The organism is Streptomyces sp. bgisy027, from assembly GCF_057710365.1.
In genome coordinates this window covers 16,013-41,291 of the sequence record NZ_JBYIVZ010000077.1, presented here as the reverse complement: position 1 = coordinate 41,291, position 25,279 = coordinate 16,013, and the positions used below count along the sequence as shown (strand labels likewise).

The following is a 25,279-nucleotide window of genomic DNA, read 5'->3' as shown; positions in this document are numbered from 1 at the left end:
CCTCGTCGACCACGACCTCCGTGAGAACCCCATCGCCTACATCAACGAGGCAAGGTACGAGGGATGGCCCGGAGAGATCGAGGGCTTCACACCGGCCTCGCCAGCACCGGAAGAACGTGATCAATCTTGGAATGCCGACCTTCAGCCAGGCTGCGGCGCAGTTCGGCATCCCAGCGGGCTCCGTCGATCACGTCGGGGAACGAGCTTGGCCTGACTCCTGTCCAACAAGGGCTGCAGGCACCGCCGCAGTACTACCGATCGGCAAAGCGGGAAGCCCTTTCGTGTGCGTTGGCGACAGCAGGTTCATTCTCTGTCGAGAGCCGTGACGATCTCTTCCACAACGACCCGGATGACCCTATCTCGCTGCGCTGACGGGATAGAGTCGCTGGTGGGCAACTCGATTCGTATGCGCTGGGAGGTCACCTCCGGCGTGGGCATTTGGGACTGATCACGCCGGTCCTTATAGACGGTCCAAGCCAAGGTGGCAGCGCTCACGATCAAGGAACCGAGCGAGATCGGATCGACAGCGTACTGCTCTGACCGCCTATCGGAGTCTCGCGCATCCAGTGCTGTTTCGACCTGTGTTTTCAGTTCGGAGCCAAAATCTACTGCGAGTCGTCGCGCCGTCGCCCGCGCTGCACGCCTGACTGTGACGTTTGCTGCCAGTTCTTGATTACTCATTCTTGCTCCGTGGACCCGTCTGTGCTCTCGTACGTTTCGATAAACTGCCGGACGGTCATCGCTACTGGTAGGCCGGTGACCCGTTCCCAGCAGTTTTCCAAGTCCCGCAGGCCAAGCTGCTTGGTCACTCGCGCCAGTTGGATGTGGCCAGGGGAGGCTGTCAAGTGCGGGAACTCAATGAATAGGGCAACGCTGCGGACTGCGCACTCCATTGCGTTCACCAAGTCGTCACGGGCCTCGGCCAGCAGGCCCAAATGATGGTAGGACATCGCTGCGCCGACCTTGTGGCCCATATTTTCCTCGATGGAAAGTGATCGGCGGAACCACCGCTCGGCCTCTTCCCACCGTTCCATCTGTAGCGCGAGCCCGCCCAGTAGATGACACGACCGGGATATGCCGTCCTGGTCGCCGAGGTCCTCCATGATCGCAAGCGATCGGCGATACCTAACCTCAGCCTCGCTCAGTTGCTCGCGCGCGTGCGCGGCCATACCGAGAGTCTGAAGCGACGTAGCAATGCCGCGTTGGTCGCCCACATCTTCATTCACGGCGAGGGACTTGAGATGCCACTTCTCAACTTCATCCCACTGTCCACGCGAGAACGCCAACATGCCCAGCCGGTGATACACGGCGGCCATGCCGCGTTGGTCACCTAGCTCCTCCACTATCGGAAGGGAACGGTGGTACCACTTCTCAGCCTCATCGAACTCCTCACGCTTATAAGCCACCATTCCGAGAGCGTGGAACGAACCGGCCATACCCTGTCGGTCATGCCGCTCTTCGTCTATGGAAAGGGACTCGTAGAACCAGTCTTCTGCATCGTCAAGCTGTCCCCGAGCCTGCGCCAGGTGGCCGAGCTGGCCATACGACACGGACATACCCTCGCGATCGCCCAGCTCCTTCTTGACAGCCAGAGACTGACGGTAGTGCTGCTCAGCCTCATCCCATCGCCCCCTCTTGTGCGCCAGGTCGCCGAGATCGCTGGTCAATTGGGCCATCTGGCCCCGGTTGTCTGGATCTTCGGCAAGGGTGAGCGCATCATGAAGGTACTGCTCAGCCGTGTCCCACTGCCCCCGCATCTTTGCCGTTTCGGCCAGTCTCTTATAGAAGAGCGCGAGGCTAATGCGTTGGCTTGGGGACTCGGGTGAAGTCCGCAGGATTTCAAGGAGTCCGGTGAAGGTGGCCTCCGCAGCGTCGAGGTCGCCGGCGCGGGCCAGCCTGTCCGCCTGTGCCGTGCACACGACACGCCACAGGGCCATTGCCGAGGCTTCGGTATCTGCGTAGTTGCCATCGGGGTCTTCCAGGGCTCGTAGAGCGCGGTTGACCCAGCTGCGGGCTTCTTCGTCCAGTCCTTGGCGATCCCAGTGGCTGTTGAGGGGCAGGAAGAGGCGTAGTGCCTGAGTCCACAGCTGGTTGTCGAGGGCATAACCCAGCAGGTGGCCTAGCGTGCGGCGGTTCAGGTCGATGATCCGGTGGGCGCGGTCTGCGCCCACCCGCTCATCCAGTCCTCCCACCATGGTGTAGGAGTCGAGCAGGGCCCGTTCGGTGACCGCGCGCTGCGCCAGATAGCTGTTGGGGTCTTCGGCACGCCACTGGCTGGCAAGGTAGGCGGGTAGAGCGGGGTGGATCCCGTAGACGGCAGGATGGGTGCCGTAGAGGGGCTGGTCGGTAAGCCTCGTCAATAGCCCGATATCGACCGCCCGGTCCAGCGCTGCTACCCAGCCTCGAATGCCGACGCCACGGAAGTGCTGGGGGATCTGCTTATGGGCGGACAGTACAGCGAGCATGCCAGCGTCTGCGACACCGTGTAACAGGCTGAGCACGGTCAGCAGGCGCCGTTCAGTGGGGTCGAGATGCATCAGGGAGTAGCTGATGCAGGCAGGCAGAGACGTCGTGCGACTGCCGCTCGGGGCTGCGGGCAGAGGGTGTGTGCCATGCAGGCTGGCGAGGAGAGCGGCCGGATCGGTGGCCTCCAGGTGGGGGAGGGTCAGGCGCATGCTCAGCGGGTGGCCATCCAGCCACTCCAGTAGTTCAGCAAACGCACGTCCGGCCCGCTGAGGTGTGGCCGCGGGGAATGGCTGAAGCAGTTGGTCGGCGTATTCGATCACCTCATGGTGCAAGAGACCGCCTACTTCGATGCGGCGCAGGTCGCCGAGCCAGGTTTCCGGGGTTCGACTGGTTATCAGGATTGCACTGCGCGCCTCGGCGGCGACTCTGTGTAGGAAATCCCTCAGTGCGCCGCGTCCGGCGTCATCCAGCGGTGCCGTGGTAATGGCAGGGCCGGGCATCGAGGCGACCGACTCGAAGTTGTCCCATATCAGCAGCAACCGGCGCTCGCGCAGCAGATCGTGGACCAGTTCGCGTCGGGTATCTGGATCGTGTAGCACGAAGTCAGGGCCGTGCACGCGCAATCCGATCTGTGAGATAACGCCGTCCAGGCCGAATGAGGCGACGCCAGGCTCGAAGGAGTGCCAGATCACCCACTCCGGCCGGTCAACGCCTCCGGTCTCGCGCCACCAGCGGCCGAACGCCTTGGCCAGCTCGGTCTTTCCGGTTCCTCCTGGGCCGTGCAGCACCGCTACTCGATTCGTCCGGGCCACGACCTCCAAGGTGTAGAGCAGGCCGTCGCGGCCGATGAACTCCTCGTCCGGGCTCAGCGGGTCATCGCGTCTGACCGGAGCGCGTTCACGCAGTCGATCCAGAGCTTCGTCCAACGGCACTCTCGAATGAGCGGATTCGGCTTGCAGCTGGGGGAAACGGACCTCGCGGCGCCAGTAGTACACCGGCACTACCCAATCCTCCAGCGGCAGTTCGCCCTTTGGACTGGGGCGCCCCGGCCGCTGCGCCATCCGAATTCGTCCCGCACGCACCGCCTCGCCGATCGTCTCCCCGGCGAACAACTGCTCGTAGAAGGCTGTCATAAATTCTGCCGCAGCCACTGTGTACACGCTGTAGGCCATCGCCACCACCGCCGACACTCCGCTGGACAGCAGCTGGGCGGCCACCGACGCTTCCAGTTGCTTACCCATCGCTCCGGACTGGCAGGCGTTGAGCACGACCACCGGCACCTCCGCCCCGGTCAGTACCCGGGCGACCTGAGCGGCCGGCACCAAGTGAGCGCCGCCGCCTTCTTTCTCGAATTTCAGCGCGCCTTCGCCGTCTGCGCCCTCGAAAGACGGCAGTGACTCTGACCGATCCCTGGGCAGCACGCCGTGCCCGTCGAAGTGCACGATATGAAACGGGACTCCGGCCTCGCGTGCCGTCCTCAGCCGCGCCTCCAGAGGCTTCAGCGTTGGCGGGCGCAACACCTCCACCTCGACACGACCGCGGACCGTATCCAGCCTCCGCAGTAACGGGCGAGCGATCATCCGATAGCCCACATCGTGTGCGCCAGCGGGTCGCGAGATGACCATCAGCACACGAAGCAGCGACCCAGCTACTTCGAAGGGCTCACTTAGCCGCACTGTCGGCAGGCTGCGGCTCAAGCCCACTCCGTCCAAGGCCAGGGGCGTCGGCGAGCTTGGGTCGCACAGCAGCTCCCACGGTAGTCCGAGCCATGCTGGCTCCGATGACCGCAGCACGATCTCCGCAGAGCCGGGCCGCGTAGCCCGTGTGCGAACACCGGCGTAGGCGTCGCGCGCCGGGCCCGACTCGAACAGGGCGGCGAACATGGCCTGCCCCCAGGCAGGAAGGCGACTGGCGGCCTGGGAACCCCGCTCTTCGTAGACGCCGAACGGCACCCGCAGAAAGTCCTCCAGGTACCAGCGCAGCTCTTCCAGCTCCTCCAGGGGCAGCGGCCAGGCCAACTCGTCCAAATCTGCTGCCAAGCCGGGCAGCTCCCCGTCCAACCACGTCGACACCGACACGCGCCCCGTCGCGTGGAGATCAACAAGAAGTCGGTCCACCATGCCGCATCAGAGCCTCTCTCGCTCTCCCCCTCGGTGCGGAATGAACATACCGTCATCCGGAGCCCGCATCAGGTGATTCACTGGCGGCGCACGCAGCTGCCCAGTCTTCCCCTTGTCGGCGCCCTTACTGCCCTGCCAGGCCCGGCCCTCGTCGAAGACGGGTGCCGAAGACGACCTTCGTCGGCATACAGGCGAACGGCAGGCTCCACCGCCGTCGCGTACTGCAAGCCTCCGAAGGCATCGCCTGGTACTCCATCTGCAAGTTGAGAACTTCACGGTCGATCCTCAAGGTTCACTCCTGTTTGCCTTGGCGGACCTCGACGATGGGCAGCATGGTGACGGTGGCGGGCAGGCCGAGCTTCCGTGGTGTGGGGCCTGCGGGTGTGGGGATATCGGTGAGCCGGTCGAGGAGTGCGTCGATGGCGGTTTGGCCGTCATCGACCGCGGCGCGTTCGTCTTCGGTCAGCGGGATGGAGGCGAGCATGTGCTGCAAGTTCTCTTTGGCTTCGAGGAGTTGGGCCTTGCTGGAGTCTTTGGGGGTGTAGAAGTCGCAGCGGGCGCAGGCCATCCGGTGGTGGCACTGTTCGAAGAAGGTGTAGGTGCACCAGCCGTGGCCCAGGTCGTAGTACTGCCAGGGCTCGCCAGTGGCCGCCGCCCCGGAAGCGACGGCGTCGCGGTCGACGAGGACCTCGATGGTGCGCACGTTCCGAGCGAAGTAGCCGGCTTCGCTGTATGCCTTGGCGAGCGTCTTGGGGGAGATCTTCGCGTAGAACTGGGTGGAGCTGGGCGAGCGGTGTCCGAGCCAAGCCTGCAGCTCGAACAGGGTCATCGGTTCCTTGGCGTTGTAGAGCTGGCTGGCGATGGTGCTCCGGGCCCGGTGGCTGGTGATCTTGCCGCGGACGTCACTGGCGGGAACCCCGGCCTTCGCACACAGCGCCGGGATGATCGTGCGGTTGATGTAGTCCTTGGAGACGCGTTTGGCGCGGTGGGCGAACAGGAACGCGACGCGCTCGCCGGTCTTGGCATCCAGCATCACCGGCTGCTCCGGACGGACGGTCTGCCACACCTCGATCGCCTGTCCGAGCAGCGGGTCGACCGGCTTGGTGAAACTCGTGCCGGTCTTGTGGGTCGGGACGTCCAGCAGACAGACGGCGTCACGGGCGAGGACGTCTGTGGCGTCCGGACTCACGGCCGTGCCGTCGTGCTGCCAGCGGACGCAGCCGGTGCGCAGGCGGCGGATCTCGTCGCTGCGTTGGCCGCTGAACAGCCAGGTCAGCGCCACGGCTCGGGAGAGCTCGAAGGGATAGCGCGGGCCGCTGCTGGTCATGGGCAGGTCCTCGGAGGTGAGGTTCATGCCGGCCCACAGCAGCTTGGCCCACACCTCGTCGGCGATGACCCGGGGATTGGGGCCCAGCAGTGCGCGGATGCTGCGGGGCGTCTCCAGAGCGCGCCCAGGATCGAACCGTCGCGAGATCCATTCCCATTCCTGAAGGTCTCGGAAGAAGGCACGGCTGGCAGTGAGCGCACTGTCCTTGGTGGAGGGCGACATCGGGTCTCCGAACACACCCCGGGTCGCGGTGCGTTCGACATAGTCACCGATCCGCATCCGATCCACCGTGGCCACCCAGGCCGCGCAGGTCGCCCGAGTCCACTGGGCGGGGTCGGTGATCTGCGGGTGCTCGGCAGCCAGCCACCGGCCCATGCGGGCGAGATCCTGGCGGTAGGCCAGACGGACGTTGCGGCTGAGTGTGGAGGTGTCGAACCACCGGGAGACGATCTCGGCCCACGGCGCCGGCACATCCGTCCACCGCTGGACCCGCAGCTCACTCAACAAGGTCTCGTTGCGGGCGACGGGCGGCTCGCACCGTCCCAGCGCCGCCAGCGCCCGCTGAAGAGAGTGCATGTCACCGGAGGCCCTCCCGGTGGAACGCACTGCCTGGCGCAGGCGTTCCAGCAACGCCGCGTCCATATCCGCCAGCAGCGGACTGCGGTTGAGGAGCATCGCGTGCGCGATCAACGTGCGTACCCCGTGGTTGCCTTCCGTCTCAAGGCGGTATCCCCAGCCGCGCAGCAAGCGGTAAACGGTGTCGACCTCCCGGTCCACGATCGCGGGGCCGAAGACCGTGCGGGCCAGGCGCAGCCGTTCGAAGCAGAGGAACAGGGCCTCATCCACGGGCGCGCCCAGGAGGTAGGCATAGGCCAGAAGGCGGGGGCGGCATGCCCGTGACGCCTGTGTCGGCCACTGGCGGCTCCATTCCTGCGCGTCAGGCCCGATCACACACGTCCACGCGCTCTGGTCCCAGCTCCACCACGCCGAACCGGCCTCAGCGGTGCGCGCAAGCAGCATGCCGACCACCTGGTAGTCGACCCACCGGTGGTGTCCGGCCTTGTCCGGGATCCAGAGGCAGGAAGGCACCTGCTCCAGCGGCCCGAGCAACCGCGCCAGCGCACCGCGTTCTGTCCGGCTCAGCCGGGAGGAATGAAACAGCCGCGGGCCAGCCTGTACGAGTACCCCGCGCTCGTCAGCGCTCAGTTGGGGGTCCCGGTCCCAGGACACGCCGTCCAGCGGCCAGGCCCACTCGGGTGCCGCCTTCCCCGCGGCCAGGGCGAGCGCGGTCACCGCGGCCCTCCGGTGCCCTCGGCGCTGGCGCTCAGCAGCGCGACCCGCTGGGCATGGATGTGCTCCATCCCGCGCGCGAACTTCTCGGCCAGGTCCCGGCCCGAAAGGTGGATGTAGCGCATGGTGGAGTCGGTGTGCCGGTGTCCGGCGAAGGTGGCGATCGCGTGCACCTCCCAGCCCATCCGTGCCAGGTCAGTCAGGCACAAGTGCCGTGTGGTGTGCGTAGAGAAGCGATCCACGCCGGCCTCCACGGCGATCCGGCGCACCACCTTCGACCACGTCCACAGGCTCAGCGGCTGGGCGAAGTTGCGCCGTGACTCGGACAGGAACAGCCCACCACGCGACCGGCTGACTGTGGCCCTATGCACCAGGTACTGCGACAGCAGGACCCCGGTCGCCGCTGAATAGGGAACCACTCGTTCCCGACGGCTCTTGGTGGTTTCCGCCCGCACCCGCACCAGCCGCCGCCCCGGGTCCAGATCGTCGGTACGCAGCGAGCACAACTCCTCCCGGCGCAGCGCCGCATCGTAGGCCAGAGCCAGCATCAGCCGGGTACGCACCGGCTCGGCGGCGGCTACCGCCAGAACGGCCCGCCACTGCTCGTCACTGGGGATCCAGGGAAGTTTCACCAGCCTGCGCACCAACCCACGCTGTCGCCCGCCGCCGCGGGGTCCGGGGGTGTAGCGGCCCCGGCCGACGGGATTGTCCTGGCGCAGCCCCTCCTCGACCAGGAAGTCGTAGAACAACCGCACCGACACCAGACGCTGCTGGAGCGTCGCGTTCGACAACCCGGCACCCGAGTCCAGGGCCACGACGTTGGCGCCCCGACGACTCGGCCGCGAGCCTAGCTCCCGTACATATTGAGCGACATGGGCCCGCGTGGCATGCACCGGGGCCACGTTCTCCCGCTCGCACAACTCCAGGTACTCCGCCAGCCCTCGGGCGTAGGCGTCGATCGTCCTCGGTGCCCGTCCCAAGTCCGTCCACACCTGCAGCCAGGATTCTGCCTGCGCGTGCCGACCGAGTATCGGCCACTTCTCGCTCAGCTCGACCATCTGTACCGCTGATCCCTTCAGCCCGTGGGTCCCCGTACGAGACCGCCAGCCTCGCAAGTGATTCCACGTAACTTCTAACTCGTCGTTGTGGAGGGTGAAGCCGTGGTCAAGGAGGGGCGCGAGGGCGGGATCGCCGGTAACGGTGCAGCCGGCGAGGTAGAGCGGGGAGACGTACAGGTCCCCGTCGGGTACGGAGGTCGGCACGGTGGACTCCAAGGCTGAGGGGGAGAGTTAGCGCTGCCGCCGGGAGCCGACGTGCGTGGTGAGCCTGGTCGGGGCGGACGGCGGCGGAGGTGCGTGCATTGCCTCGGCGTGTGTGCTGCGGGCGAGCGCCGCTGCGGTCCGGGGGCTGGGCCTGGCCGTGTCTGGGCGGGTGATCGAGACCAGGGAGCGGTGGCGGTCGGGGATCTGGTCCAGGACGCGCGGGACAGGGGCGGGGTTCGTGAACGCCGCGGTGGAGGCCGTGATGAGGTGCTGCGGGGTGTACTGGCTGAAGAAGGCCTGCCAGTTCGGCGTGTACACCGGGTCGGCGCCGGCGGACATGCGCCACGTCGACTTCGTGGGCGTGAGCAACTCGTCGTACTCGTGGAGCCACCCGACACGCATCTGATAGGCGGCGTGGCCGTCCGGGGAGACCATACGGAACGGCCGGGAGCCGTGTACCGGCTCCCACCGCTGTCGCGCGATCAGGGATGCGGGGCTGGTGCCCGCGTAGCGCTGTCCGCCGCTCAGGTAGTCGGCGAAGTTGTTGTGGAGTCCGTCGACCAGGGTCCCGGTGAAGGCGGTCACGATCTCGTGGGGCGTGTTCCGGTCGAACGTGGTGATCCAGTCGGGGACGCCGAGCGGGTCCTCGGCGAAGGAGATGGTCCAGCCGCCGTAGAAGCTCTCCACCGCGTTGGCGACGCGAACGCGCTGGCACGGACTGGTGTAGTAGGTGTCGGTGCCGAAGGCGATGGTCTTGGTCCAACCGGGAGCGAGATCAAGGGTGTTGAAGATGTTGCGGCTGCCACCGAGGCCTGCGAGGTAGCCGGGGCTGACCAGGACAGTCGAACGGGGGTCGAGGGCGCGGGGATCCGGGTTGGGCATGAGGGGGCCTTCGGGCGGTGGGGCACGGGTCGTTGAGCGGCTGGTGTGGGGGCACGTGGGCGTGGTCGCGTGGTGGGATCTGGCTGTGGGCACTGGAATCACCTGGTCCGGGAGGGGCGGGAGAGTGCGGTGACGTACGCCGGGACGTGCGGCTGAGGTGCGGCGGCGTGAGAGAAGAGCTCGGAAGAAGCCGCGGGACTGCGGCTCGTGGCCGCGCTCGCCCGTACGGTCCGCTGAGCTGTCGCGATGTGCTGGTCCGGGGGAGTCGTTGCGGGGTGTGCCTTGCGGGCGAATTCCGCGAGTGCGGCGTACACCGGTGTGAGTCTGCGTGCCGCGGTGGTCAGGGTGTATTCGGAGCCTCGGTCGGCGATGGGGCTGGTGCGGGTGATGAGCTGGTGGTCCTGGAGCTGCGTGATGCGGTAGTGGGAGGAGCCGGTGGCGAGCCCGGCTTCGTTTCGCAGCGCACCGCGAGGAAGGGGGCCGTGCTGGCCGAGGGCGTGGAGGAGGGGGATCGTGCCTTTTCCACGCAGTCGGCCGAGGGCGACTTCCACCCGCTCCGGCTGTACGCGCTCCGGCTCCGCGAGCGGCTCGGGGAATTCGGCGAGGTGGGTACGGTGCCAGGCCGCGAGCGCTCGGTGGACGTGGTGCGCGTCGCGGCCGAGCGGTGTGAGGTCGTACACCCCGGCCTGCGGCCGGTCCAGGAGGCCGCTCGCCTGCATGCGGCGCGCGATCTGGGCCATGGCGTGGGCTCCTACCCATGGGAGCGCGGAGTCGATGTCGGCCAGGCGCATGGGGCCGTGCTGCCGGATGGTCTGCAGGGTCCAGGTGGTCCAACGCGGCGAGAGGCGGGCGACGGCCTGGTCGACGAGGGCGGTGTGCCGGGTGGGTGCAGTGGTGTGGTCAGGCACGGTGGTGCTCTCCGGAGGGTGGTTGAGCGCCGTCAGCGGGACCGCGTGGCGCGTTCCGACGTGGTGCGGCTCGGGGCGGTGGGCGTTGCCGAGGGTTGCTGGGCGGTGGTGACCGGCTGCCCGCCGCGGTGCTGAGGGGAGCGGGCCCTGGCGGCTTGGGCGCGCCGGTCGTGCGGGGAGGCGGCGGTGGCCGCGCGTTCGCGCTCCAGCCGGAGTGCCGCGGTGCGGTAGGCGGCCTGGTCTTGGCGTTCGCCGACCGCGAGGAGGTAGATCTCGCGTTTGTGCTGGGAGGAGGCGGGAGCGTCACGGTATTGGATGACCAGCCGCCAGCGGGTTTCCGGGTCGACGTAGACCTTGTGGCAGCCCGCCAGTTCGCGCTGGAGGGCGGCGCCGCGTTCGTTGCCGTGGACCAGGTGCTGCAGTTCGAGCAGGGCCAGGTCGCGGATGTTCTCCGGTACGGCGCGCAGGTCGGCCAGTGCCTCGGGGTGGGCGGCGAAGGCGTACCGTGCCCGGCTCATCGCGCGCTCCTGCGGGAGTGCGGAGGAGCAGGTGCCGTTGATCGCGGCGGGGAGACAGGCGCGGGAGCTACGGCGAGGCCGTTGCCGTCGCCGTTGATCGTGGAGCGGGCGCGGGCGGCTGCCGCTCGGCGGCCGACGGTGTCCGGTGGGGAAGGTGCGAGGGGGAGCGGCGAGTCCCGCTCCACCATCCACGTGTCCGCCTCCTCGGCGCTGGCGAAGGCTCCCTCCCGCACGGTGTAGGTGCGCATGTCTTTGGTCGTCTCTTCGAGAAAGAGCCGATACGGCGCATCCGCGGAGTCGGGGTGGCTGTCTTGGACGAGGGTGCGTACCTCGACGCCGACATCGAAGGAGGAAGGGTTGTCGGTGTAGTGGTCCAGGACCTCGTACCGGTTGCCTGGGTTGGCCCGGAGCAGGCCCTCAAGGCGTGCCGTGAGCGCGTCGGCCGGGCGGGGCCCGCGACCGGGGGACGCCTCGACGGCTTCCTGCGGGCAGCCCCGGCGGATCAGCCAGTTCTGCGCCAGCGGAACGACCGGGTGGCGCTCGGACGTGAAGTCGAACGTGCGCTGCTCGACGTCCCGGGTGATGTGCAGCGTGACGTACTCCGCCGCCCCTGGGATATCCCAGATCGCGGACCGGTCGTACAGCAGCAGGTAGCTGTCGCGGCCGTCGGCGCTGTGGTGTTCGGAGAAGGGGACGAACAGGTCGTCCGAGAGCGTGACGGAGGCAAAGTCGTCCTCGATCTGCGCGGTGGCGGCTTGGAAGCTGTCGAGTCGGTAGTCCGGCGCAGGGGGTTCGTACGCGTTGGCCATCTCAGACTCCGGCGGGCTCGGGTGAGGCCAGCAGCCGGTGGTGGGGGCGGGCCGCGTTGGTGGTGCAGGCGCCGAACGGGCCATCGGGGGTGCGGAGTTGGAGCAGGGCCGGGTCGAGGTGGTCGCGGTGCCAGGTGGAGGGGCCGGTGAGGCCGGCCTGGACGTCGGTGAGTTGCTGCCAGACGAGCCAGAGGGCGTGCAGCCGGGCCACGGCCTCGGGGTGTTCCTGCCACTGATGGCACCACGGGCGGCCGGTGGTGATCTCCCGCCCGTAGACCGGCAGGAGCAGGTTGTGCACCCAGTTGGTCAGCGCGGCCAGTTCTTTGGCGTACGCCTGGGCGCCGAGCGCCAGGATGAAGACGGAGGCCGGGCCGCCGACGGCGGTGCCTTCGGCCGGGGTGGAGGCCGATGCCGATCCCGGGCTTTCGGGGTGCACGGGATCGGCCGGTTCGCCGTCGTCCTGGGATGGCTGGTCGTCGGTGAGTCGGGCGAGGGTCTCGCCCTGCTTGCGGCTCTCGGCGACGAGCCGGGAGACCGTGGCGACGAGGTCGTCGAGGTCGTGGTCCGGTATGCGTACCGGCTCGTTCTCGTGGGCGAGTTCGGACATGGCTACCCCTGGTGCGAGTTGCTGGTGGGTGGGGTGTCGAGGTTCCGGGGAAACGGGGGTTTGGCTCGGCCGGGAAACGGGTGTAGAAGGCGCAGGTCAGCGCGGCGCGCGATGGCGGCATAGGGGCCTGGGCGGGGCCAGGACCTGCAGGGCACGGGCGGCCTGTTGGGGCACAACTCCGTTGCCCAGAGCGGTCAGTTGGGCGGGGCGCCCCAGCCCGGGTGTGCCGGTCACCCAGCCGGGAGAAAGGCCTTGCATCCACTCCACGAACCGCGCACTGAGGCGGCCGGCGTCGTCGGTCGGCCGGGGCGCGGGACGGGTGGCGCGTTCCCAGCGGGTGATCGCGGCGGCGTACGGCCCCCAGATCTCGGCCCGTCCTCCGTGGCCGACGGATCCCCGAACAGCGGCAGTGACCGCGTGTGCGGGGTCCTGCTCGTGGAGCCCTTCCGTCGCCTGGCCGCGCGTGTGGTCGCGGCATCCAGGGTGGGCCGCAGGCGCGCTGCCGCCGACGGCAGGGTCAAGTCCCCGTTGCCGTGCCGCTGGTTGGGCGAGCCCTTGGTGCCGTCCGAGGCCTTCGGGGTAGGCAGGAGCCACTCGACCTCGTCCGCGAGGTTCGGGCCGTGGCCGCCCTGTTTGCGTTTCGCCGGGTGCTGGCTGCCCCCGTTGGTCCCGAGGTTGCTGGTCGGCGTCTTGAGCAGCGGTGATCCGTCCGGATGGCCAGGCGACGAGGAAAGCTCGCTCGCGGCGATGCGGGGCTCCGACATCAGAGGCGCGAAGCACACACCAGCGCGCATCGAACCGGATGTCGGCCAGGGAGCCGAGTACGGCACCGAGTGCGCGCACAGCAGGCTGGCCTGCGGTGTCTCCCAAACACCACGGGCAGGGTTCCACGTCGCCAGGGGAATCGGCGGGCGAGGTGAGGAGCCCCCGGACATTCTCGATCACCACCAGGCAGGGGTTGAGGGCTTCGATGGCGCGAACGACGTGGTGCCATAGACCGGACCGGGTGCCATCAGCCAGTCCGGCTCGACGGCCGGCGACCGAGACGTCTTTGACAGAACCCTGCCGTCAGGACGCACACCTCCGGGACTTCGGCCCAGTTCACGGCCGTGATGTCGCCGAGGTTCGGCACGGTGGGCCAGTGGCGGGCCAGGATCCGGGCGGCGCCGGGATCGATCTCGGCGTGCCAGGCGAGCGTGCCTCCGAGGGCGACCTGGACGCCGAGGTCCAAACCGCCGTAGCCGGAGCACAGGCTCCCGATCAACGGCGGCACGGCCACCGATGCCAGGTCAGCGGCCATGGCGGGGCGCCGGGGTGTAAGCGAGCCGCACCGGACCCGGAGCGGGTGGCTCCGCAGGCAGGCGGTAGATCGAGTTCGTCGGCCGTGCCGAACGGCTCAACGCCGCGAGGACGCGCGGTGGTGTGCCGTCGATCCGGTCCGCCGCGCTCCGCAGGATGCTGCTCGCCTCTCGGAGATCGTCGCGTACGAGCTCCATCCGCTCTTGGACGACACGGAACGCCGCCGCACGGGCGTCACGCAGATCGGCCGAGTCGGAGGCCTCGGCGAAGCGGCGCAGGAAGCCGAACTGGGCATACGCCTCGGTGTAGTTCTCCATGGCGCGTCCTGCGGGCACCGCCGCCGAGGTGTACGCGTAGATGACCGGCCCGAAGTCGAGCCCGGGGTCCTCGTCGACTGCGCGGAAGAGGACCTCGTCCGACAGATCCTTGATCAGCCCGGTCAGGGTGGTCAGTTGCTTGGATGCGGTGGCGAGGTTGAGCAGACCGCTGGGCCTCTGGGGGACGGTGATCCGAGCTCGCAACTTGTCGAACTCCAGGGCAACGGCGTACAGCTCGCCCTGCTCCGCGGAGGCACGACCGGTGTGATCTGTCATGACGGGCTCCGGCGGGTGGAACGGTAGGGAACAGGGGCGTGCGGGGCCGCAGTGGTTGTCGGAGCCGAGACGGCCGTCGCGTGGGGGCGGCTGCGGGATCGGGCCGCTTCGGCGCGGACCTCGGGCGGCGAGGCCGTCGGCCGGCTGTTCGTCTGCGGTGGCGCCGACTCATTACCCGAGGCGGCCTGGAGGCGGAGCCGGATCTCGTCGAGCGGGCCCAGGGCGTGCAGGGCGTAGCTGATCAGCTGTCCCGGGGCCAGGGACTCGTCGTCGGCGAGCGAGCGCACCTGCCGAGCGACGGCGGCGGCCGTGCGGACAAGCGAGGCCTGGACGACCTGCTCGCCGAAGTGCTCGGCCACCCCGGAGAAGGACAACGGGTCGCAGATCCGCAGGACGCGTTCGGCGACGAGCGTCCCGTCGGACAGCGCACCCCGGCGCTGGGTCTCCCACAGCACGGTCAGCTGATCGATGGGCTCGCCCCGGTGATGCAGGGCGCCCAGCGCACGGTAGATCTGCTGATGGTCCGTGTCCGCGAAGTCGCCAGGATGCAGCCAGTCGACGACGTCGAGCAGTTGCTGGGGCCGGGCGCTGATGCACCCGAGGAGGAACTCCTCATCGGCGAAAACCTGTTCGTCGACAACCTGCGGCTGCCGCGCCGACGACGTGACCGGCTCCGGGGACGGCACCGGTCGCGGCTCGGTGCCCCAGCGGTGGGCGAGATCGGCGAGCACATTGGACAGGACCTGGGCGTGGCGGACCGTCTCCTCGACTCCACCGCGGACGGCGTCGGCACGCGCGGCCTGGTGGAGGCGGATGGCGTGCTGGGTGACGCTGCGGTGGATGGCGCCCTCCAGGACCATCCGCCCGTACACGGGCGCGTGGTCGGGGCGCGGACATGCGGAGATCAGGGAGTGGGCGTACGACGCGGTGAGCCCGCGGGTCCGGGTGCTTGCCTCCTGGACGGTGTCCGTCACCCAGGACAGCGGGATCGGGTCTCCGCTCGTGCCCGTTGTTGCCGAGTGTCCGTCGGCGTGGAGCTTGAGCATCGAGGCATAGAGAGCGGCGTGTATCGGGCGGGAGAAGTGTTCGGGCCGCAGCCAGGGCGAGAGATGGTCGAGTTGGGCGGGGTCGAGGAAGACCGCGCCCAGGACCGCCTGCTCGGCCTGGACCAGCGGCGTCACCGCCGCTCCTTCCGCGCGGCCGTGCGCTCGGCGCGCAGCTTCGCGACGGCACGGTCGGCGGCGGCCATGTCGGAGGCGAAGCGGTCCAGTTCGCCGGTGAGGACGGGGTCCGAGGCGGAGATGGCGCCGGTCGGGGTGACCAGCCACCATGCGTTGCCGCGGCGTACGGCGGGAGTGCCGGCAAGCCGCTCGGACGGGCGGACGGATGCCCAGGTTGGTACGGGGTGGGACATGGGAGCACCTCAAGAAGAAGGGGGAGGCCGAGCAGCGGCTCGGGGAGGCGGCGGGCCGTACTCCCGCGCGTCTCGTGCGCGCGACGCGCAGCGCCGGGGCGGTCATGCCGCCGGACCGAAGTCGTCGCGGTGCGGCTGCTTGGCCAGCGCGCGCTCGGTGATGGCCGCGGTCGCCCGGGCGGAGGCGGCGCCGAGCCGGTCGGCGTCCGGCTCGCGGTACCAGGGCTTGAGGTCCAGGAGGGCGGGGCGCACGCCGGTGGCCAGCAGGAGCGCGGAGCCCTTGGGCAGGGCTCGGATCGCGTCGGCCGGCAACACTCGTTCCTGACGCGTCGACACCGAGGTGGACTTGCCCGACTCGCTGGTGGACACGGAGACGGTGCGTACGTCGTGGTCGCCGACGAGGCGGGAGAGCTTGTCGGCGAAGTCGGCGTCGTCGATGCCGGAGCCGACGAGCTTGATGGTCGCGGCGGACCACAGGGCGTCCATGCCGGCCTCGCCCCACACCCGTACGCCCTGGCGGTAGGACTGCAGGATCGTGATCGGGATGACGCCCCGCGACCCGAGGTGGGAGTAGAGGTCCGGGAGATCCGAGATCTTGCAGACGTTGGCGGCCTCGTCGAGGATCGCGAGCAGCGGGGCGTCGAGGCGCCCGCCGTCGCGTTCGGCCTGGATGACGGCCGCGCGCATCACCGCGTCGGCGGCTGCGGCGATGATCGCCGAAGCGGAGCCACCGCCGTCCTTCGACAGCAGGAACAGGGTGTCCTTGCTGGTCGCGAACGCCTCCGGCTTGAACTCCCGTACCTTCTCCAGGCCGTTGGGTGGAGTGACCCAGGAGGCGATGCCCGGGTCGAGGAGGCAGCTGGCGTACTGCCGGGCGGTCTCGAAGATGCCGTCGCGGGTCTCGACGGCTCCGGCCACGGTGCCCTGGAGCTGGGCGGCGACGCCGTCGAGGCCGGCGTCCTGCAGGAGGTCGATGGGGGTGCGGTCAGCGGGGGAGGCGAGCCAGGCCAGCACGTCGGTGATCGGCCGGTGGTCGCGGGCCGCGGCGAGGAACAGCGCGGTGAGGGTGTTGGCGGCGGCGGTGGACCAGAAGTCGCCCGAGTTGGACTCGTCCACGGAGGCGGTCACGAAGTGTCCGGCCAGGCGCCGGGCTCCGGCGAGATCGTGAGCGTCGGCGAGGATGTCCCACCACGTGGCCTGCGGGGCGTGAGCGATCTGCTGCGGGTCCAGCGTCCACACCGTGCCCACCCGGGAGCGTTCGTCGAGGGTCGCCGTGTAAGCGTCGCGGGCCGCCTTGTTGGAGGTCAGCAAGACCGGGCCGGGGGCTCGCAGGACCGCGGGGATCGCCAGTCCAGAGGTCTTCCCGGAGCGGGGCGCCATGATCGCGAGGAGTACGTCCTCCCAGGAGGAGCGGACCTCAGTGGCTCGCGGCTTCAGGGTGCCGAGCAGGACGCCGCGGTCGTTCGGGGCGACGGCCTTGGGCTTGGTGTCCTTCAGGCTGGGCCGCAGGTCGATGGCCTTGGCGGCGATCTTCTTGGGCAGCAGGTCGGCCAGGTCCCGCTGATCGGCCAGCCCGTTGGGGTTGCGGCGAAGGCGCAGCCACAGCCGGGCGCCGAGGACGGCTGCCGTGGTGAGCGTGACGGCGGGGAGCACGTAGCAGCCCGTGAGGACGGCGGGCCGGGCCAGGTGCGGCCAGAGGAGTTCGGGGTGCAGGAGCGCGTCGGTCGGCTGGAAGGCGGCCCACGGATCGGAGCCGGCCACGCTGTTGGCGAAGTTGCCGAACAGCCAGGCCAGCGAGCCTCCCGCCATGCCGAGACCGGCGATGCCGATCAGGAGGTAGAGCAGGAAGTCGGTACCGGTGGTGGTCGAGGGTGTGCTGGTGCGTGGAGATGGCAAGGCGGGATCCAGAGGGGTGCGGTCCTACGGGTGGTGGCGGGGCGGCACGTTGCTCTGGTGATCACGAATGGGCTCCTGGCGACTGTGGCGTGCAGGGGAATTGGACGGATCGGCTGGGAAGCGGTCAGCGAGACCGGCCCGGCCGGGGCATGTTGGGCGGCGTGATGGAGGGTTCCTCAGAGGCGGGCGTGGCTCCGGTGCGGGGGCTCGGGGCCGTCGCGTAGTAACTGGCGACGCCTTCCTGCCAGCTCCGCTTCCGGGGCGGCCCGAGAGCCCGCATTTGATCGCCGGCACGGCGCAGGTCATCGCCGAGAGAGACGAGCGTGGAAGCGGCGTCCTCGAACAGATGGGACAGGTCCCAGCCGTCATCGATATCGGCGACGTTGGCCTGCACGGCCGCCGCCTCGAAGAACTCACCGAGGCGGACGAGTACACCGTCATCCGGGTCCACGACGTGCTCTACGAGGTCGGCCGCCCCCGCGTACGTCTCGGCTCCGTTGAGTTGGTCGGTCAGGGAGAGGATCTGCTGCCCGTAGACGCGTGTGCCGAGGGGATCGGTGGGCGTCGTGATCCGGGTGACGTCCAGGCCGGGATCGAGTTCGACCCGGTAGCCGACCGCGCTGAGCATCCGGGCGGCATGGCTGGCCATCTGGGTCTCGCGCTTCTCGCTCATGTCCCAGGGCAGGCGGTACCAGAAGGAGCGCGGGGTGGTCTCGATGACGAAACCGGCGCGCTTGAGGAGGGTGAAGGCCAGTTCGTCCCCGCCCTCGGCGGTCACGTTGCCGGTCGGTTCGCGGGTGATGACGACGCTGGGTGTGGTGGACATGAAGGCCTCCGCAGGCGTATCAGAAGTGCGGGTTCTCGGTGGGCCGGTCGCCGGCGGTGGCGGCGGCCAGCAACTCGGGCAGGTCGGCGGGCTCGGCGTCGCGCTGATCCAGCCACCACCCGGCACGCGTCAGGGGACGTACGGCGTCCTCGATGGCCGCCCACTCCTCCTCGCTCGTGGTGCCTTCGAGGACCAGGGCGGTGTACGCGGCGGCCACGAGCTGGTGGCGGCAGCGGGTGCCCCAGGCGATGGCGCGGTCGGTGCCCTCCAGCGGAGGCATCCGGTACCGCGTCGACCATTCCTCGGCCTCGGCCTGCTCGGCGTCCCGCTTCTTCGCCAGCCACTCGGCCTTGGACTCGGCATCCTCGCCCTGGGCGGTGCGCCAGCAGTCGGTGCAGTCGCGCTCGGCGAGCCAGCGGGCGTAGCCGGCACGACGGTCGGCGGGACGGTCGGAGAGATCGGCCTGAGTGGTGTCCCCGCAGGCGTGGTTGATGGTCCAGATCTTCTTGACGGCCATGAGCCGGGCTCCTTCGTGAATCGAGAGGCAGGTCAGCGCGTACGACGGGGGCTGGACGGGGGAGCCGGTGAACGGGCTGCCTCGTCCGGGGAGTTGGGCAGGGTGGCCGGGCGGCTGGGGGAGGAGGCGAGAGCGGCGCGGGCGCGCGCGGTGTGTGTGACCGACGGGAGCTCGTACCGGGGCAGCAGCGGTACGTCGGCCAGGGGCGGGGCGTCTTCCGGGGTCAGGTCCGGCATGACCGCGAGGTCGAGCTGGGCGGTGACGAGCTGGTCGCCGAGGAACGCGAGGTGGTGGGCGATGGAGCGCAGGTGCTGGCCCAGTTCGCGGCCGTTGGGGGTGTCCAGCCGGTCGCACCAGGCGGCGGCCGTGTCGATGAACTCCTCTAGGTCGCCGACGACGCCATGGTGTTCGTCGAGGATCTGCTCCAGGACGTCGGCGACATCGGCCGAGCGGCGCAGCTCGTGCAGTTCCCCGGTCAGGGCGTCAGCGACTGCCCGGGCAGCGCCTGGCGTGCGGGCACCCCGTCCGGTGTCGGGATTGGCGGCGGCAGCATGATGCGGGGGTCGGCGGCGACCGAGAGGCCGACGTCCTGGAACTCGCGGCTCGCGCGGGCCACGGCCCGCACCGCAGTGTTGTGCGGGGTGTCGTCGGATAGCACGTAGAGATCGAGGGCACTGCTGTGGCGGAAGTGGTGCTTGCGCAGCACCTCGTCGAGGAACGGGTGATCGTCCGATATAGCGGCGACCACACCGAACTCCGGGTGGACACCGAAGGCGACATCGGGCTCGAGCTGCAGTTTCATGCTGAAGACTTCCTTCGGGTTGGGATGACCTAGCGGGTATGGACCGGCTGCTGGGGAGACTGGGCCGGGTGGAAGGCGACGGTGACGTCAGGTCGGCTCGGCACCGGAGTGCTCGCGCGGGCCGGGGAGATGGCGGTGGCTGCGGCCTGGGCTCGGCGCTGCCAGGTCGCCGGAGTCGGATTGGGACGTCCGTTGCCGCGGATGTAGGAGAACGCGTCGAACGCGAGGGCCGTGTTGTCCAGCCGCGTCTCGACGTACCGCAGATCGCCCTCGCCGTGCAGCAGCACGCCTTCGCCGGTGTGCGTGTCGGTGCCGACCGCGCGCAGCGTGCCGTCGGGATCGCGTACCTGGTCGTGCACGACGATCCGGGCGGTCCGGATGTCGGCATCGAGCGCGCGGGCGGAGGCGGAGACCACGTTCCCGCTGCCGAGGACCTCCGCGACGGTGCTGCTCTCCGGCTCCTCGAAGAGGCCCCGACCGGGGTCGGGCTGGGTGACGGGCTTGAGGTCGTACACGGCGTCGGAGGTGACGCTGTATCGCGCGGCGCGCAACGACTGGACGGCCTGCTGTCCGCGCCGCGTCAGGTCACGGTCCGGCTCGGTCAGGGCGTACAGGCGACTGCCGGGCAGTCGCTCGAAGCCGACCCGCTGCAGCAGGTGATCGGCGACGTGGTGGTCGTGCGACATCGCGGCGACGACGCCGTACTGGGTGTGGTGGGCGACGGTGATGTGCGGGGGTATTTCCGCCACGAGAGGTGCACCTCGCAGAGGTCGGGGCCATGCGGAGGACGAGGATGTGGCCTGAAGACGGATTTGGTGGGGCCGGGGAATCTGCGCTAGCGGGATCGGCGCCCGTGGTCGTGTGGGAGGAGGCCGGGCGGCGCCGCGGTGGTGGTGACCGTCGTCGGCGCGGCGCGAAGGCTGGCTGCGTGTGGGGACTGGGCACGGGCGGCCTGGGCCTGCGCGGACTGCTGTGACCTGTCCGTTCGGCGGCGCAGGGCTTGCTCGGCTCGCGCCATCTCGACGAGTACGCCGCCGCTCTCCATCCAGGTCAGGACGTAATGCCAGCCCTCGGCATTGCGCTCGACGACGGCCCTCGCGAACGCGGCCTCGGCGCGAGGGTGATCAGGTAGGAGCGCACCGGTGACGAACTTGAAGTCGGCCTGAACACGCGTGCCACCGTTCAACGCCTCGCGCAGCACCCGAAGCCGGTACGCCCACCGCCCATCCACACGATCCTCCGGATTCAGGACGGCGGACGTTTTCACGGCGTGGGCGACCAGGGCGGGACCGTGGTCGAGGAAGGGAGCGAACACTGCCCACATCTCCGCATCCCGCTGCTGCTGGCGCAGGTCGTAGCGCTCGTCGAGGGGCCAGTGATCGGCGTCGCACAGGCTGTCGGAGATCGCGTCCCACTCGGCGAGGACCCGTTCGCCGGCGGCTACAGCGACGGCGACCTGTTCGATGCGTGCCTCACGCACGGCCCGCTCGTAGCGGGGAAGGAGCCGGTCGGTCACCGCTGATGCCGCGCGCGCCGGGTCCGCGTCGACGACGATGCCGTCGGGTGCCTTCACCCGGTCCGCGACGTCACCGTCGCTCGGCTGCAAGGCGGCGACCAGGAACTCACGTGTGCGCCGCGGGCGGTCGACGACGACCAGCTCGCAACCGGTGTCGCTGGTGAGCACAGCGCTCCGGGACAGCACGAAATGCTCGAAGGCCCACTGCACATGCCCGTAGTCCCAGATCCGCTCCGCGAGCGGGAACTGATCGGCGTACGCGGCGTGCTCCCGATCGACAGTGGTCCACGAGCCAGGCAGCCGGGCGGCGAGACCCTGGGCGAACGCCGCAAGGTCCGCCGTCGGCGGTGTCCGCTCAGCCATGGCGGAGGCCCGATGCGGCGGGCGGCGGAGTCTGTCGGGCGTCGAGCCGTCGCGATTCGTCCAGGGCGCCGAACGGGCCCGTGGCCAGGTGGATATGACCGTGAGAGGCGTTGGCCGCGGTGGCGCGGAGGTAGCGCTGGACGAGCCGATGCACCACGCGGCGGATCTTGTATTGCTGAGGCATGAAGACGGACTTCCTAGGAACACTCTGAGCGGGGAGAATGAGGGGCCGGGACGTGACACCGGCCCCCGAACGGCACGGGAGCGATCAAGGTCGAGTGATCGCCGCCATCCGGGCGTCCGTGTCGAACAGCTCGCGTTCCCGCGGATGCAAAAGATGTTGAGTGATGAACGATCGGCCTGCCACCTTCCACAGGCCACGCCCCTTGGTGAGCGCGGAGACCGCCTGCGTTTCGATGCCGGTGAGTCCCAACAGGGAAGCTGCTGAGGCGAGTTGGTCGGCTTCCTGGCGGTAGATGATCCGGGTGGAGCAGTCGGTGAGCAGGCCCTCGGCCAGGGCCCGGCCCCGGGAACCGGCGTCACCGGCGGCCAGCAGATCGCTGAGGCGGTGGATGACCATCAGGTTCGCGATGCCCAGGCCGCGGGAGAGCTTCCACTGGCTCTGCATCCGTTCCAGAAGGGCGACGTGCCGCATCACGCGCCACGCCTCGTCGTAGATCACCCAACGTCGCCCGCCGGCGGGGTCGGCGAGTGCGGACTCCATCCAGGCGGAGGCGCAGGTCATCGCCAGGACGAGCGCGGTGTCGTCGCCCGCGCCGCCGAGGCGGGACAGGTCGATGGACAGCATCGGTGCGCTCGGGTCGAACGCCACGGTGCTCGGCGCGTCGAACATCCCGGCCAGGTCGCCGTGCACGAGTCGGCGCAGTGCGTGGGCGAGGTCCTCGGCGGCGTGCCCGAGGCGGCCGGACAGCTCGCCGAGCGCGGCATCGAGGCGCTCGGGGGAGCCGAGGACGTAGGCGACCTCACCCAGCAACGGCGTCGTCCCGTTGGCCTCGGCGTGCGCGACGACCTGGTCGAGCGCCACATCAAGGGCGGTGTGCTCCATGGGATGCAGCTCGCGCCCCAGGACCGTCTTCGCGAGCGAGCCGAGCAGCAGGAGGCGCCGCTTGCGGACCTCGCTGGTCCAGTCGTCCTCGCTGACGCCGTACGGCCGGGCCGGCGCATCCAACGGGTTGAGGCGTCCGGGCAGACCGGGGCCGAGCGCGATCGTCTGACCGCCCAGCTCCTGGGCCACGACGGTCCACTCGCCCTTCGGGTCGCAGGGCACGTAGATCCGGTAGCCGAAGGCCACGGCGCGCACTGCAAGGGACTTGGCCAGGGCGGACTTGCCCATGCCGATGATCCCGGCCAGCAGGATGTTGGGATTGGTGAAGCCGTCGAGGCGCCCGTACAAGGCGAACGGGTCGTAGGTGAAGGCCGCTTCCGCGTGCACGTCGCGGCCGATGTAGATGCCCTGCGCGCCGAGTCCGCCCTCGGCGAGGAAGGGGTAGGCCCCGGACGCGGTGGCCGTCGTCATCCGGTGGGCGGGCAGCTTGAGTCGGCCGCCGCGGGCGGAGGCCGGGCCGGGTCGGCCGGCGGGCGGGTAGGTGGCCCGCAGGTCGGGGTCGAGACCGGGCGTGGTCGGTCGGATTTCGGGGCGTGCGGCGTGTCGTGCCTGCTCCCGGGCGGCGGCGAACTGGTGCCGGGCGGTGCGCGCCGTACGGCGGTCGCTCTTGCGCGGGACGAACAGCGGGCTGGCACTGGCGCGGGTGGCGCGAGAGGGCATGGGGGCGGTGCTCCTGATGGTCAGTGGCGGGTGAGGCCGGTGAAGGGGTCGCGCAGATCGGCCGGGGTGTGGTCACGGCGGACGCGCACGGCGGTGGCCAGGTGGCGCTGGCACACGGTGAGTTCGGGCGCGCCCTCGGGCCGCCGGGCCCGGCACGCCTCCCGGGCGGGAAGACGGCCGGATCCGGGGTGCGGGGCGGCGTGGAACGCGGCGTGGAGGTGCTCGGCTGCCTGCCACAGCCGGATCCGGCACGCCCGCAGGTGGTCGCCTTCCACCCTGGCCACCGGGGTGGTGCGGGCGGTGTGGGCATCCAGCAGCCCGTACAGCGCGACGACGTGGGCGTGCAGGGAGTCGAGTTCGGCACGGCCGGCGGCGATGGGGGCGACCGGCATGTTGATCGCCTGATGGAAGTCGAGCGCGGCGGTGGCGAACGGGACGAAGTCCGGAGCCAGTTCGGGCAAGGGCTCGGTCGGCATGAGGGTGCCCTTCGGTAGAGCGCGAAGTGGTGGTGCGGGTGCGCTACGGGCGGGCGAGGGGCAGGGCGGCGTTGGTGAAGGCCTCGGCCTGCTGACAGGTCAGACGGCGCAGGTCGACGAGGGCGGCGACGGCGGCCGTCTCGATCGCGGCGCAGGCGGCGTTGAGTTGCTCGTCGGTGTCGGCGCTGACGGTGAGCAGGCCGGTGAGGGCGACGTCGGCGTGTCCGGCGATCAGCTGGCGCTCGCGCTGCTTGATGTCGGCGTACTCGACCGAGTCCTCCTCGGAGTCGACCTGCCCCTTGCGCTGCCGCTCGGCGGCGTCCGCGATCACGGTGGCCTTGCGGCGCTGTACGTCCTTGAGCGCGGAGTCCAGGCCCTTGGGCTCGTACGTCAGCGAGAGCGTGCGGCGCACGCCGGAGGTGAACAGGAGCTGGTGCAGGAAGCCGGGCGAGGTCTCGATGCGGGGCCAGTTCTCGATCCAGAACGTGGCGTGGTGGGCCGAGTCGGTCTGGATCCGGTCGGCCTTCTCAACCAGGACGACGGGGCCGGCGGCAGCGGGCTCGGCCTGCGCGCGGCCTGTGGCCGACCACTGCTCCAGCGCGGCCGACGCCTTCGGGTCGTATGCGGTACGGATGACGGCGGCGATCTCGGCCGCGTCCAGCCAGCCGCTGGGCGCCAGGCCGGCGTTGCGGGCGGCCTGGACGAAGGTGGCGGTGAGCTGGGCCAGGACCGCGAAGCCGCCGGTGAGTCCGCCGCCCGCCTGGTTGATCAGGCGGCGGGCGGCCTTGAGGTCGAGGGCGAGCGCGACGTACGCCTCGTGCGGGGCGGCGGCCGGTCCGGCGGCGGCCAGCAGATCGCGGTAGATCGGTCCGGCGAGGTGGGTCGCCTCGTTGCCGTGCTCGTGCCAGTAGCGGTTGAGCGCGTCGCCGGAGTCGGGCACCGTGCGCTCCAGGACCTGGACCCGGGCGATGTGCCCGGTGCGCGACAGTGCCGCCAGCGTGCGCCCCCAGCCCGCCACGTTGCTGGACTGGGTGGCCGGGTCGAGCAGCGCAAAGGCGCGCGAGGAGACCTTCACGACCGCGGTGAGCGTGCCGTGGTGCGGATCGTGTACCGCGCCGAAGTGGCCGCGTGGGGCGGTGACCACGCGCAGGGACGCCGCCGTGCCGGGGAGATGGAGCAGGCCCTGGCGGCGCGGCCGGGTGGAAGGCCGGGCGAGCCAGAGCAGTTGTCCCCGGAAACGACGCAGCGCGTACCCCGCGGCGATAGGCGCCCAGTCGGCAAGCGACCGTCCACGATGGCGGACGAACACCGCCGCCAGAACGACCGCCCACAGCGGGATGAGCATGAGCGCCCCGGTGACGCCGGAGGTGAGCAGCACCGCGAGCAGCAGCAGCCCGGTGACGGTGACGACGATCAGCTGAGGAGCCGACAGGCCGAGCAGGACACCGCGCCGCGAGCGATGCGGGAACTTCACGGTGGCCGGGCCGTCAGGCTGAGAGGTGTCGGAGAGCATGGCGAAGCCGTCCTTGGAACGTGGAGAGCAAGAAGGAGAAGAGGGGGAGGAGACGGGGCGGGCGGCGCCGGAAGCCGGCGAGTGCCGCC

Annotated in this window: 25 protein-coding genes; 1 reads left to right on the top strand and 24 read right to left on the bottom strand. The window is 69.8% G+C overall.

What is annotated here, in order from left to right; translation table 11 throughout:
* Positions 1 to 303: 303 nt before the first annotated feature.
* The 17 genes from AC3ETA_RS44535 to AC3ETA_RS44455 all read right to left on the bottom strand — a co-directional run bounded on the left by AC3ETA_RS44535 (position 304) and on the right by AC3ETA_RS44455 (position 18,734).
* Positions 304 to 681, bottom strand: coding sequence for a hypothetical protein (locus tag AC3ETA_RS44535; protein ID WP_432198590.1), 378 nt, complete (start codon positions 679 to 681; stop codon positions 304 to 306).
* Positions 678 to 4,586, bottom strand: a complete 3,909-nt coding sequence (locus AC3ETA_RS44530) for a tetratricopeptide repeat protein (RefSeq protein WP_432198589.1) — start codon at positions 4,584 to 4,586, stop codon at positions 678 to 680. The genes AC3ETA_RS44535 and AC3ETA_RS44530 overlap by 4 nt, the downstream gene beginning before the upstream one ends.
* 292 nt (positions 4,587 to 4,878) lie before the next feature.
* Complete coding sequence (locus AC3ETA_RS44525) at positions 4,879 to 7,206, bottom strand: tyrosine-type recombinase/integrase (RefSeq protein WP_432198588.1); 2,328 nt, start codon at positions 7,204 to 7,206, stop codon at positions 4,879 to 4,881.
* Positions 7,203 to 8,465 (bottom strand): tyrosine-type recombinase/integrase, encoded by a 1,263-nt coding sequence (locus AC3ETA_RS44520; RefSeq protein WP_432198587.1) that lies wholly within the window; start codon positions 8,463 to 8,465, stop codon positions 7,203 to 7,205. The genes AC3ETA_RS44525 and AC3ETA_RS44520 overlap by 4 nt, the downstream gene beginning before the upstream one ends.
* A 27-nt stretch (positions 8,466 to 8,492) precedes the next feature.
* Positions 8,493 to 9,347: an SPDY domain-containing protein gene (locus AC3ETA_RS44515; RefSeq protein WP_432198586.1), complete on the bottom strand. Its 855-nt coding sequence runs from the start codon at positions 9,345 to 9,347 to the stop codon at positions 8,493 to 8,495.
* Positions 9,348 to 9,445: 98 nt separating this feature from the next.
* Positions 9,446 to 10,255, bottom strand: coding sequence for a winged helix-turn-helix transcriptional regulator (locus tag AC3ETA_RS44510; RefSeq protein WP_432198585.1), 810 nt, complete (start codon positions 10,253 to 10,255; stop codon positions 9,446 to 9,448).
* Between the two features lie 32 nt (positions 10,256 to 10,287).
* On the bottom strand, positions 10,288 to 10,773 hold the full coding sequence (locus AC3ETA_RS44505) for a type II toxin-antitoxin system RelE family toxin (RefSeq protein WP_432198584.1): 486 nt from the start codon (positions 10,771 to 10,773) through the stop codon (positions 10,288 to 10,290).
* Positions 10,770 to 11,582, bottom strand: a complete 813-nt coding sequence (locus AC3ETA_RS44500; protein WP_432198583.1) for a hypothetical protein — start codon at positions 11,580 to 11,582, stop codon at positions 10,770 to 10,772. Before AC3ETA_RS44500 ends, AC3ETA_RS44505 begins: the two co-directional genes overlap by 4 nt.
* A gap of 1 nt (position 11,583) precedes the next feature.
* Positions 11,584 to 12,189, bottom strand: a complete 606-nt coding sequence (locus tag AC3ETA_RS44495; RefSeq protein WP_432198582.1) for a DUF4913 domain-containing protein — start codon at positions 12,187 to 12,189, stop codon at positions 11,584 to 11,586.
* A gap of 96 nt (positions 12,190 to 12,285) precedes the next feature.
* Entirely contained in the window at positions 12,286 to 13,209 is a 924-nt protein-coding gene (locus AC3ETA_RS44490) for a DNA cytosine methyltransferase (protein WP_432198594.1), read from the bottom strand.
* Positions 13,202 to 13,489: a DNA cytosine methyltransferase gene (locus AC3ETA_RS44485; RefSeq protein ID WP_432198581.1), complete on the bottom strand. Its 288-nt coding sequence runs from the start codon at positions 13,487 to 13,489 to the stop codon at positions 13,202 to 13,204. Before AC3ETA_RS44485 ends, AC3ETA_RS44490 begins: the two co-directional genes overlap by 8 nt.
* Positions 13,479 to 14,081, bottom strand: coding sequence for a hypothetical protein (locus AC3ETA_RS44480; protein WP_432198580.1), 603 nt, complete (start codon positions 14,079 to 14,081; stop codon positions 13,479 to 13,481). Before AC3ETA_RS44480 ends, AC3ETA_RS44485 begins: the two co-directional genes overlap by 11 nt.
* A complete protein-coding gene (locus AC3ETA_RS44475) occupies positions 14,078 to 15,262 on the bottom strand; it encodes a DnaB-like helicase N-terminal domain-containing protein (protein WP_432198579.1) in 1,185 nt (394 codons plus the stop codon). The genes AC3ETA_RS44480 and AC3ETA_RS44475 overlap by 4 nt, the downstream gene beginning before the upstream one ends.
* Entirely contained in the window at positions 15,259 to 15,495 is a 237-nt protein-coding gene (locus AC3ETA_RS44470) for a hypothetical protein (RefSeq protein ID WP_432198578.1), read from the bottom strand. Before AC3ETA_RS44470 ends, AC3ETA_RS44475 begins: the two co-directional genes overlap by 4 nt.
* Positions 15,496 to 15,597: 102 nt before the next feature.
* Positions 15,598 to 17,391, bottom strand: a complete 1,794-nt coding sequence (locus tag AC3ETA_RS44465) for a type IV secretory system conjugative DNA transfer family protein (protein ID WP_432198577.1) — start codon at positions 17,389 to 17,391, stop codon at positions 15,598 to 15,600.
* Between the two features lie 124 nt (positions 17,392 to 17,515).
* Positions 17,516 to 18,217 (bottom strand): hypothetical protein, encoded by a 702-nt coding sequence (locus tag AC3ETA_RS44460; RefSeq protein WP_432198576.1) that lies wholly within the window; start codon positions 18,215 to 18,217, stop codon positions 17,516 to 17,518.
* 19 nt (positions 18,218 to 18,236) lie between these two features.
* Entirely contained in the window at positions 18,237 to 18,734 is a 498-nt protein-coding gene (locus AC3ETA_RS44455; RefSeq protein ID WP_432198575.1) for a hypothetical protein, read from the bottom strand.
* A 152-nt stretch (positions 18,735 to 18,886) separates the two neighbouring features.
* Here AC3ETA_RS44455 and AC3ETA_RS44450 point away from each other — a divergent pair, with 152 nt between their 5' ends.
* Positions 18,887 to 19,120, top strand: coding sequence for a hypothetical protein (locus tag AC3ETA_RS44450; RefSeq protein ID WP_432198574.1), 234 nt, complete (start codon positions 18,887 to 18,889; stop codon positions 19,118 to 19,120).
* 89 nt (positions 19,121 to 19,209) lie between these two features.
* On the opposite strand, the gene AC3ETA_RS44445 is transcribed toward AC3ETA_RS44450, so the two are convergent.
* The 7 genes from AC3ETA_RS44445 to AC3ETA_RS44415 all read right to left on the bottom strand — a co-directional run bounded on the left by AC3ETA_RS44445 (position 19,210) and on the right by AC3ETA_RS44415 (position 25,190).
* Positions 19,210 to 19,536: a hypothetical protein gene (locus AC3ETA_RS44445; protein ID WP_432198573.1), complete on the bottom strand. Its 327-nt coding sequence runs from the start codon at positions 19,534 to 19,536 to the stop codon at positions 19,210 to 19,212.
* Between the two features lie 29 nt (positions 19,537 to 19,565).
* Complete coding sequence (locus AC3ETA_RS44440; RefSeq protein ID WP_432198572.1) at positions 19,566 to 20,285, bottom strand: hypothetical protein; 720 nt, start codon at positions 20,283 to 20,285, stop codon at positions 19,566 to 19,568.
* A gap of 86 nt (positions 20,286 to 20,371) precedes the next feature.
* On the bottom strand, positions 20,372 to 21,415 hold the full coding sequence (locus AC3ETA_RS44435) for a hypothetical protein (protein ID WP_432198571.1): 1,044 nt from the start codon (positions 21,413 to 21,415) through the stop codon (positions 20,372 to 20,374).
* Positions 21,408 to 21,599, bottom strand: coding sequence for a hypothetical protein (locus AC3ETA_RS44430; RefSeq protein WP_432198570.1), 192 nt, complete (start codon positions 21,597 to 21,599; stop codon positions 21,408 to 21,410). Before AC3ETA_RS44430 ends, AC3ETA_RS44435 begins: the two co-directional genes overlap by 8 nt.
* 84 nt (positions 21,600 to 21,683) lie before the next feature.
* Positions 21,684 to 23,201, bottom strand: a complete 1,518-nt coding sequence (locus AC3ETA_RS44425; protein ID WP_432198569.1) for an ATP-binding protein — start codon at positions 23,199 to 23,201, stop codon at positions 21,684 to 21,686.
* 20 nt (positions 23,202 to 23,221) lie between these two features.
* Positions 23,222 to 23,677: a DUF6238 family protein gene (locus tag AC3ETA_RS44420; RefSeq protein WP_432198568.1), complete on the bottom strand. Its 456-nt coding sequence runs from the start codon at positions 23,675 to 23,677 to the stop codon at positions 23,222 to 23,224.
* A 43-nt stretch (positions 23,678 to 23,720) separates the two neighbouring features.
* Complete coding sequence (locus AC3ETA_RS44415) at positions 23,721 to 25,190, bottom strand: SCO6880 family protein (protein ID WP_432198567.1); 1,470 nt, start codon at positions 25,188 to 25,190, stop codon at positions 23,721 to 23,723.
* Positions 25,191 to 25,279: the final 89 nt, after the last annotated feature.